This window comes from Nocardioides sp. NPDC057772, assembly GCF_042798075.1.
GTDB lineage: Bacteria > Actinomycetota > Actinomycetes > Propionibacteriales > Nocardioidaceae > Nocardioides.
In genome coordinates this window covers 1-9,287 of the sequence record NZ_JBHVKN010000203.1, presented here as the reverse complement: position 1 = coordinate 9,287, position 9,287 = coordinate 1, and the positions used below count along the sequence as shown (strand labels likewise).

The window sequence follows — 9,287 nt, the reverse complement described above, 5'->3', positions numbered from 1 at the left end:
GCCCTCCTCGGAGAGGATGCGTCGGTCCTTGAGCTCGGACTCGGTGACGTCGCCGACGGTGGTGCCGTCGACGAAGACGTAGCCGCACTCGACCTTGCCGGCGATCTCGGCCTTGCCGTCGATGAGGTCGACGACGACGCCGTCCTCGGCGTAGACGACGCTCTCCACGCCGGTCTGGCGGGCCAGGTCGCCGTTGGCGAGCAGGTGGCGCACCTCGCCGTGGACGGGCATCACGTTGCGCGGGCGGACGATGTTGTAGCAGTAGAGCAGCTCGCCGGCGCTGGCGTGGCCGGACACGTGCACCAGTGCGTTGCCCTTGTGGACGACGTTGGCGCCGAGGCGGGCGAGGCCGTTGATCACCCGGTAGACCGAGTTCTCGTTGCCGGGGATCAGCGAGGAGGCGAGGAGGACGGTGTCGCCCGGCTCGATGTGCACGAAGTTGTGGGTGCCGTTGGCGATGCGGGACAGCGCCGACATCGGCTCGCCCTGGGAGCCGGTCGAGACCATGACGACCTTCTCCGGCGGCAGGTCGGCGAGCTCCTTGGCGTCGACGATGACGTCCTCGGGCACGTGCAGGTAGCCCAGGTCGGCGGCGATCTGCATGTTGCGGACCATCGATCGACCGACGTACGCCACCTTGCGCCCGTGCGCGACGGCGCTGTCCAGCACCTGCTGGACACGGTGCACGTGGGAGGCGAAGCAGGCCACGATGATGCGCTGGTCGGACTCGCGGAAGACCTGCTCGATCGCGGGCGCGATCTTCTTCTCGGCGGTCGTGAAGCCTGGGACCTCGGCGTTGGTGGAGTCGGTGAGGAACAGGTCCACGCCCTCCTCACCGAGGCGCGCGAACGCACGCAGGTCGGTGATCCGACCGTCCAGCGGCAGTTGGTCCATCTTGAAGTCGCCGGTGTGCAGGACCAGCCCGGCGCCGGTGCGGATCGCGACTGCGAGTGCGTCCGGGATGGAGTGGTTCACGGCGACGAACTCGAGCTCGAACGGCCCGAACGTGATCGTGTCGCCCTCGCGTACCTTGTGCTGGACGGTCTCGCGCAGACGGTGCTCGCGCAGCTTGGAGCCGAGCAGGGCCAAGGTCAGCTCGGAGCCGACCAGCGGGATGTCCTGGCGCTCGCGCAGCAGGTAGGGAGTCGCGCCGATGTGGTCCTCGTGACCATGGGTCAGGACCAGCGCCTCGACGTCGCCGAGCCGATCACGGATCGGCCCGAAGTCGGGCAGGATCAGGTCGACGCCGGGCTGCTGCTCCTCGGGGAAGAGCACGCCGCAGTCGACGATCAACAGCCGGCCGTCGTACTCGAAGACGGTCATGTTGCGGCCGACCTCGCCGAGACCGCCGAGAGGGGTGACCCGCAAGCCGCCCTTGGGGAGCTTGCCGGGTTCGGTCAGCTCCGGGTGTGGGTGAGACAAAGGCATTCCTTCTAGAGAAGGCCAGAGGCCTCCAGCCCGGCTCGCAGCGCCTCGACCTCGTCGTCGTCGAGCGCCACCAGCGGCCCTCGTACGTTGCGGTTGTCGATCACGCCGGTCAGCTCGAGAGCGGCCTTGGCAGTGGTGGCTCCGTAGTTCGGGACGCCCATGATGGCGTCGATCGCGGGGAGCATCCGCGCATAGGTCTTGCGGGCGGTCTCGATGTCGCTCGCCGCGAAGGCGTCGATCATCGTCCGCGTCTGGTCGCCGAGCACGTGGGCGGCGACGCTGATCACGCCGACGGCGCCGTGCGCCAGCCAGGCGAGGGTGAGCGCGTCGTCACCGGAGTAGATCGAGTAGCCCATGTCGAGCAGCCGGGTGCCGCGCGGGAAGTCGCCGGCGGCCTCCTTGACCGCGACGACGGTGTCCCAGGTGATCGCCTCGCGGTAGGTGTCGAGGGTGATCGGCGAGCCGGTGCGGCCGGGGACGTCGTAGAGGATGACGGGGGTGTCGGTGGCGGCGGCGACGGTGCGGAAGTGCTCGCGGATGCCGCGCTCACCCGGCTTGTTGTAGTAGGGCGTCACCAGCAGCAGGCCGTCGGCGCCGATCGACGCAGCCTGCTTGGCGAGCTCGAGGGTGGTGCGGGTGTCGTTGGTGCCGATGCCCGCCACGACCTTGGCGCGGTCGCCGACGGCATCCTTGACGGCCGCCAGGATCTCGCCGTCCTCGGCCGGGGTGGTGGTCGGCGACTCGCCGGTCGTACCAGAGACGACGATGCCGTCGTGGCCGTGCTCGACCAGGTGCCTGGCCACTTTCTGGGTCTGCTCCAGGTCGACCGAGCCGTCGTCGTTGAAGATCGTGACGAGTGCTGAGAGCACGGTGCCGAAAGGAGCATCAGTCATGGCGTACAGACTATCGTCAGACGCGCTGCATGACCTCCTCGGCCACCATGGCGAGATGGTCCAGGTCGCTCAGATCGAGCACCTGGAGGTAGAGCCGGCTGGCCCCGGCGTCCTCGAAGCGCTTGATCTTGGCGACCACCTCGTCGGGGGTCCCGGCCAGGCCGTTCTCGCGCAGCTCGGCAGGCTCACGGCCGATCGCGGCCGCACGGCGCGCGATCTCGTCCTCGTCGCGGCCGACGCAGAGAACCTGGGCGGCCGAATAGATGATCGAGTCGTCGCGGCCGGCCGCCTCGACGAAGCGCCCGACGTTCTCGAAGAGCGCCTGGGACTCCTCGACCGAGACGAACGCGGCGTTGAACTCGTCGGCGAAGGTCGCGGCCAGCGTCGGCGTGCGCCTCTTGCCGCCGCCGCCCACGATCACCGGGATCGAGCCGGCGTGACCGCGGGTCTGCACCGGCTTGGGCAGCCCCGGGCTCTCCGTGATCGTGTAGTGCTTCCCCTCGAAGCTGAAGGTCTCTCCCGGCTCGGTCGCCCACAGGCCGGTGATGATCTCGAGCTGCTCCTCGAGCCGGTCGAACCGCTCCCCCAGCGCCGGGAACGGGATCCCGTACGCCGCGTGCTCCTCCTCGAACCAGCCCGCGCCCAGCCCGAGCTCGACCCGGCCGTCGGACATGTCGTCGACGTTGGCGGCCTGGATGGCCAGGACGCCCGGGAGCCGGAAGGTGGCGGAGGTGACCAGCGTGCCGAGCCGGATCGTGCTCGTGTCGCGCGCCAGGCCGGCGAGCGTCGTCCACGCGTCGCTCGGCCCGGGCAGCCCGTCGACCGATCCCATCTTCAGGTAGTGGTCGGAGCGGAAGAACGCTCCGAACCCGAGCTCCTCGGCCTTCTGGGCGACGGCGAGGATGTCGGCGTAGGACGCCCCCTGCTGGGGCTCGGTGAAGATGCGCAGCTCCATGCCGTTCACCTTAGAGGGACGACGAGGCTACTCGCGCGTCAGGGAGCACGGGTGAGGAACACCCGGTCGTACGCCTCGTGTTGCTCGCGCCTGGTCTCGACCCACTCCGCCTCGTCGAAGGACGGGTAGAGGACGTCGCCCTCCGGGGTCAGGTGGACCCGGGTGATGACCTGCTCGGTGGCGTACGGCAGGGCAGCCGCATAGACCTGCGCTCCCCCGGCGATGACCGTGTCACCCTGCTGCGCTGCGGCCATGACGAGCGCGGACTCGATGTCGTGGGCGACCAGGACACCGTCGTACGCCCAGCTCTGATCACGGGTCAGGACGACCGTCGTACGGCCCGGGAGAGGGCGGCCGATGGACTCGAAGGTGGTGCGGCCCATGACGAGCGTGTGGCCCATCGTGATCGCCTTGAACTCGGCCTGCTCGCCGGGGATCTTCCAGGGGATGTCGGGGCCGTTGCCGATCACGCCGTTCTCGGCGACGGCGGCGACCATGACGACGCGCACCGAGCCGGCCTTACGACTGGCCTCAGACGGCAACGGGAGCCTTGATGGCGGGGTGAGGGTCGTAACCCTCCACCGTGATGTCGTCGAGCTCGAAGGCGTCGATGTCCTTGACGTCGGGGTTGAGGCGCAGCCTCGGCAGCGGGCGCGGCTCGCGGGTCAGCTGGAGGCGGGCCTGCTCGATGTGGTTGCTGTAGAGGTGGGCGTCGCCGAGCGTGTGCACGAACTCACCCGCCTCGAGGCCGGTCACGTGGGCGACCATGTGGGTGAGCAGGGCGTAGGAGGCGATGTTGAACGGCACGCCGAGGAACACGTCGGCGGAGCGCTGGTAGAGCTGCAGGCTCAGCTTGCCGTCGGCGACGTAGAACTGGCACAACGTGTGGCACGGCGGCAGGGCCATGTCGTCGATGTCGGCCGGGTTCCAGGCGGTGACGACGTGACGGCGGCTGTCGGGGTCCTGCTTGATCTGGTCGATGATCCGGGCGATCTGGTCGACGTGACGGCCGTCGGGCGTGGGCCAGGAGCGCCACTGGTAGCCGTAGACCGGGCCCAGGTCGCCGTTCTCGTCGGCCCACTCGTCCCAGATCGTGATGCCACGCTCCTGGAGCCAGCGCACGTTGGTGTCGCCGCGCAGGAACCACAGCAGCTCGCCGAAGACGGACCGGGTGTGGACCTTCTTCGTGGTCAGCAGCGGGAAGCCCTCGGCCAGGTCGTAGCGGGTCTGGTGACCGAAGACGCTGATCGTGCCCGTCCCGGTGCGGTCGGACTTCTCCACGCCCTCGTCGAGGATGCGGGTCAGGAGATCAAGGTAGGACTGCACGGCCCCAGCCTAGGTCAGAGCTCGACGGTCCCGCGGATGGTGGTCAGTGTGTCTCCGCCCACCCACACCTGGTCCGGCGTCCGCTCGACGTAGACCCGTCCCCTCCGCTTCATGACGGTCCCCTGGGACGAGACGTACGCATCGGGGAGCTGCGACCCGGCAAGCCACTGCCCCAGCGCGGCGTTGAGCGACCCCGTCACCGGGTCCTCGAAGGCGACGCCGTCGGCCGGGTAGAACGCCCTGACCTCGACCGCGCACTCGCTGCCCTCGGGGTAGCGCCCGACCAGACCGACCTTGTGGTCACCGAGGACGGCGTGGTCGGGGGTGACGGCCAGGACGGCCTCGGCGTCGGCCAGCATCACGCCGACCCAGCCCGGCCCGTTGTCGCACCAGCGTGCGTCCTGGATGTCGGCCCGCTCGATCTGCAGACCCTTCGCGATGGCGCCCAGGGTCTCCTCGTCGACCTCGCCGCCCCGGCGCAGCTCGGGCGCAGCGAAGGCGATCCGCTCGTCACGACGCAGCTCGACGAGCCCGACGCCGCACTCCTGCACCAGGCTCGCGCCCTGGGGCGTCCCGCCCGCCTCCAGCCAGGCGTGCGCCGACCCGAGCGTCGGGTGGCCCGCGAACGGCAGCTCACCGCTGACCGTGAAGATCCGCAGCCGGTAGTCGGCCACCGGGTCCGTGGGGGCCATCAGGAACGTGGTCTCGGACAGGTTGGTCCACCGCGCGAACGCGGCCATCTGCTCGTCGCTGAGGTCATCGGCGCCGTGCACGACGGCGACCGGGTTGCCCAGCAGCGGCTCGTTGGTGAAGACGTCGACCTGGCGGAACTCGTAGGCACTCACGCGCCCGACCCTATCGGTGGAGCTCCGTGTCAGGCGGTCAGCTTCATCGGGCCGTAGACCTGGCGGTCGTGCTCGAACAGCACCACCGCGGCCACTCCCGCGTCGAGGAGGTCCTGCCAGACCTCGCCCACCCACGACTCGGCGTCGCTCTGGTTGGCGAAGCGCTGCCCGGCGAGCTCCCCGTCGACCGCCACCTCGGCACCCGAGGCGTCGACGAGCTGCCACCACCACGGCCGCTCCGCGGCCGTCGGCTGCTTGAACACCGAAGGAACGTCCGGGATGCTCATCAACCCTCCCTCACGTGCGAGGCGACGAACGGCGGCTTGGTGAGCTGGAAGATCTCGCGGCGGCCGCGTACGTCGATGCCGATCTCGGCCTCGGGGTTGACCGTGGTCGAGACGAGCACCAGACCGATGCCCTTCTTCAGCGTGGGCGAGAAGGTGCCGGAGGTGACCTCGCCGACCGGAACGTCGGCGGTCAGCGAGGCCGACATGTGCGGCCGCGGGATGCCGCGGCCGACGGCGACGATGCCGCGCAGGGCGCGCTTCGGGCCGGCTTCCTTCTCGGCGAGGAGCTTGTCACGGCCCCAGAAGGCGTCCTTCTTCCAGCCGACGGCCCAGCCGAGCCCGGCCTCGTTGGGAGTGACGTCGAGGGTGATGTCCTGGCCGTGGAGCGGGTATCCCATCTCCGTGCGGAGGGTGTCGCGGGCGCCGAGGCCGCACGGCAGGACGCCGAGCGCCTCGCCGCGAGACAGCAGCGCGTCCCAGAGCGCGCCGGCGGCCTCGTTGGCGACGATCAGCTCGTAGCCGCGCTCGCCGGAGTAGCCCGACCGGCACACGACCACGCCGATCTCGTCACCGAGTACGTCGGGGGCGGCCGCCTCCACGAACGACATGTATTCGTGGCCGGCCGGCAGCCCGACCGCCTCGAGCAGCCCGTCGGACTTCGGGCCCTGGACGGCGAGCACCGCGTAGTCGCGGTGGTGGTCGGTGAGGGAGACGCCCTCGGGCGCGGCGGCCTCGAGCCGGCGCACCACCTCGGGGGTGTTGGCGGCGTTGGGGACGATCAGGACGTGCTCGTCGTCGCGGTAGTAGGCGATCAGGTCGTCGACGATGCCACCGGTCTCCTCGTCGCAGCACAGCGTGTACTGGGCCTTGCCGGGCTTGATCCGGTTGAGGTCGTTGGTGAAGGACGCGTTCACGAAGTCGGCCGCACCCGGCCCGCTGATCATGACCTTGCCCAGGTGGCTGACGTCGAAGACGCCGACGGCCTCACGCACCGCAGTGTGCTCCTTGACGACGCCGGCGTATTCCAGCGGCATCGACCAGCCGCCGAACTCACCGAACTTCGCACCGAGCTCCTGGTGCTTTTCGTGCAGAGGGGACTGGAGCAGCTCCGACCCGCCCCCCGTGGAGGTCTCATCAGCCATGCTGCGAACCTATCGCACCTGATCGACACAGCCCGGTCCGTGGCCCCTCCTCCGGCGTGCCACACCTAGACTGCACGGCGTGACCCTGCCTGACATCACCTACACGCTGCGCACCGCCTCTCCCGCCAAGACCCGCGCCGAGGCTGTCGTCGTCGGCGTCGGGCAGGGCACGAAGGACGTCGAGGTCACCGCGGGTGCCGAGGACGTCAAGGCCGCCTACGGCCGCCGTTGGCGTGGGATGCTCGCGACGGTGGGCGTCACCGGCAAGGCCGGCGAGGTCACCCGCCTGCCCGCGGGCCAGGAGATCGGCGCCCAGCTCCTGGTGCTGGTCGGCCTCGGCAAGGCCGACTCCGACGGCACCTACTCGGCCGATGCCGTACGCCGCGCCGCCGGCGCCGCCGCCCGCTCGGTGCCCAACGCGACCTCGGTCGCGGTGGCCCTCCCCGCCGACACCCCCGAGCTCGTTCGCGCCGTCACCGAGGGCTACCTGCTCGGCGGCTACACCTACACCGCCTACAAGTCGGGCGGTGGCAAGTCGGGCGGTGGCAAGTCGGGCGGTGGCAAGTCCGGTGAGGACAGCAAGGGACCGAGCGACGTGGCGTTCCTGAGCGGGATCGCGCGACGTACGGACGCGGTCACCGCCTTCGAGGAGGCGCAGATCCTCGCCCAGGCGATCGCCGGCGCCCGCGAGTGGGTCAACGTGCCGCCCGCCGATCTGACTCCCCCGGCGTTCGCCGACGCCATCGAGCACGTGGCCGGCCTGGTCGACGGCGTCGAGACGACCGTCTACGACGAGAGGCAGCTCGCCGAGCTCGGCTGCGGCGGGATCCTCGCCGTGGGCATGGGCTCGGAGGCCAAGCCTCGCCTGGTCGAGCTGACCTACTCCCCCGACGGCGCCCGCGGCCACATCGCGCTGGTCGGCAAGGGCATCACCTTCGACTCCGGCGGCCTCACCATCAAGCCCGGCAGCTCGATGTCCACGATGAAGTCCGACATGGCCGGTGCTGCCGCCGTCGCCCAGGCGACCTTCGCGATCGCGCGGCTCGGGCTTCCGGTGAAGGTCTCCGCGTTCGTACCGATGGCCGAGAACATGGTCTCCGGCTCCTCCTACCGCCCCGGCGACGTCGTCACCCACTACGGCGGCACGACCGTCGAGGTCTCCAACATGGACGCCGAGGGACGGCTGATCCTCGCCGACGCGCTGGTGCGGGCGACGGAGGTCTCCCCCGACGTGATCATCGACGTGGCCACGCTCACCGGCCACATGGTGATGGCCCTGGGCGACCGGGTCAGCGGTGTGCTCGGCTCCGAGGAGGTCGTCGAGCGCATCCTCGCCGCCGCCGAGGTCGCCGGCGAGCAGATGTGGCCCATGCCCATCCCGGAATGGATGGACGAGCGAATCCGTTCCTCCAAGGTGGCCGACCTCAACCAGCACGACTGGATCCGCTGGGGCGGTGGCCTGTACGCGGCGGCGTTCCTGCGCGAGTTCACCGGCGGCCTCCCGTGGGCCCATCTCGACATCGCCGGGCCCTCCTTCAACAGCGGGGGCGCCTCGGGCCATCTGACTCCCGGAGGCACGGGTGTGGCGGTGGCAACACTGGTGGACTACGTACGCGAGATGGCTACCGATCAGTAGTGGTCCGGTTGACACAGCGCTGCGGGGGTAGTGACAAGATGGGCCCGTGATCGACGCCCTTGGCCGCACTTCTGGCGGCATCATGCGTGCGTCGGGCAGGTGTCGGCCCAGACCGATGCGCCTCTCTTCTCACAGAGTCTCCTCGCCGAGCCTTCGGCCCGGTGGTGACGGCGCGCGTTTCCGGACATACAAGTAGAGCAACGAACAGACGTAGAACGAAGGAACCCATGGCCACCGAAGTAACTCTCCCGGCACTCGGCGAGTCCGTCACCGAGGGCACCGTCACCCGCTGGCTCAAGCAGGTCGGCGACACCGTTGCGGTCGACGAGGCCCTGCTGGAGGTCTCCACCGACAAGGTCGACACCGAGATTCCCTCCCCGGTCGCGGGCACCGTGCTCGAGATCAAGGCCGCCGAGGACGACACCGTCGAGGTCGGTGGTCTGCTGGCCGTCATCGGCGCCGCCGACGAGGCCGGCTCCGCTCCGGCTGAGCCTGCAGCCCCCGCCGCCGAGCCTGCCGAGGCCGAGGCTCCTGCCCCGGCCGCCGAGCCCGAGGCTCCCGCCGCACCTGCCGCTCCGGCCGAGCCCGAGGCGCCGGCCGCGCCCGCGGCTCCTGCTGCCGCCGCGCCCGCCGCCGGCGGCAACGCCACCGAGGTCGAGCTCCCTGCCCTGGGCGAGTCGGTCACCGAGGGCACCGTCACCCGCTGGCTCAAGCAGGTCGGCGACACCGTTGCGGTCGACGAGGCCCTGCTGGAGGTCTCCACCGACAAGGTCGA

General features: G+C 70.2%; 10 protein-coding genes. 2 read left to right on the top strand and 8 right to left on the bottom strand.

The features are described from left to right. The 8 genes from ACFVJS_RS23340 to gcvT form a co-directional block, all read right to left on the bottom strand. The coding region (locus tag ACFVJS_RS23340; protein WP_378885517.1) for a ribonuclease J at positions 1-1,422 on the bottom strand (1,422 nt) is incomplete at its 3' end. Between the two features lie 11 nt (positions 1,423-1,433). Continuing rightward, the gene (dapA, locus tag ACFVJS_RS23335) at positions 1,434-2,321 is read right to left on the bottom strand and encodes a 4-hydroxy-tetrahydrodipicolinate synthase (RefSeq protein WP_378885515.1); all 888 of its coding nucleotides are present in this window, start codon (positions 2,319-2,321) and stop codon (positions 1,434-1,436) included. 16 nt (positions 2,322-2,337) lie between these two features. Then, complete coding sequence (locus ACFVJS_RS23330) at positions 2,338-3,276, bottom strand: LLM class F420-dependent oxidoreductase (RefSeq protein ID WP_378885513.1); 939 nt, start codon at positions 3,274-3,276, stop codon at positions 2,338-2,340. A gap of 38 nt (positions 3,277-3,314) precedes the next feature. After that, positions 3,315-3,785 (bottom strand): dihydrofolate reductase, encoded by a 471-nt coding sequence (locus ACFVJS_RS23325; protein WP_378885512.1) that lies wholly within the window; start codon positions 3,783-3,785, stop codon positions 3,315-3,317. Positions 3,786-3,807: 22 nt separating this feature from the next. Beyond that, positions 3,808-4,602, bottom strand: coding sequence for a thymidylate synthase (locus tag ACFVJS_RS23320; RefSeq protein ID WP_378885510.1), 795 nt, complete (start codon positions 4,600-4,602; stop codon positions 3,808-3,810). A gap of 14 nt (positions 4,603-4,616) precedes the next feature. After that, positions 4,617-5,447 (bottom strand): PhzF family phenazine biosynthesis protein, encoded by an 831-nt coding sequence (locus tag ACFVJS_RS23315; RefSeq protein WP_378885508.1) that lies wholly within the window; start codon positions 5,445-5,447, stop codon positions 4,617-4,619. A gap of 29 nt (positions 5,448-5,476) precedes the next feature. Beyond that, positions 5,477-5,734 (bottom strand): hypothetical protein, encoded by a 258-nt coding sequence (locus ACFVJS_RS23310; RefSeq protein WP_008357346.1) that lies wholly within the window; start codon positions 5,732-5,734, stop codon positions 5,477-5,479. Then, positions 5,734-6,876 (bottom strand): glycine cleavage system aminomethyltransferase GcvT, encoded by a 1,143-nt coding sequence (gcvT, locus tag ACFVJS_RS23305; RefSeq protein WP_378885506.1) that lies wholly within the window; start codon positions 6,874-6,876, stop codon positions 5,734-5,736. Before gcvT ends, ACFVJS_RS23310 begins: the two co-directional genes overlap by 1 nt. 79 nt (positions 6,877-6,955) lie before the next feature. On the opposite strand from gcvT, the gene ACFVJS_RS23300 reads away from it, so the two are divergent. Both ACFVJS_RS23300 and ACFVJS_RS23295 read left to right on the top strand, forming a co-directional pair. After that, positions 6,956-8,512 (top strand): leucyl aminopeptidase, encoded by a 1,557-nt coding sequence (locus tag ACFVJS_RS23300; protein WP_378885505.1) that lies wholly within the window; start codon positions 6,956-6,958, stop codon positions 8,510-8,512. A gap of 227 nt (positions 8,513-8,739) precedes the next feature. Beyond that, a partial coding sequence (locus ACFVJS_RS23295; protein WP_378885504.1) for a biotin/lipoyl-containing protein occupies positions 8,740-9,287 on the top strand: 548 nt, incomplete at its 3' end.

Excerpts from the sequence above, each read along its gene's own strand:
- ACFVJS_RS23330 (WP_378885513.1), bottom strand. The coding sequence starts at position 3,276 with ATGGAGCTGCGCATCTTCACCGAGCCCCAGCAGGGGGCGTCCTACGCC.
- dapA (WP_378885515.1), bottom strand. The coding sequence starts at position 2,321 with ATGACTGATGCTCCTTTCGGCACCGTGCTCTCAGCACTCGTCACGATC.
- gcvT (WP_378885506.1), bottom strand. The coding sequence starts at position 6,876 with ATGGCTGATGAGACCTCCACGGGGGGCGGGTCGGAGCTGCTCCAGTCC.
- ACFVJS_RS23310 (WP_008357346.1), bottom strand. The coding sequence starts at position 5,734 with ATGAGCATCCCGGACGTTCCTTCGGTGTTCAAGCAGCCGACGGCCGCG.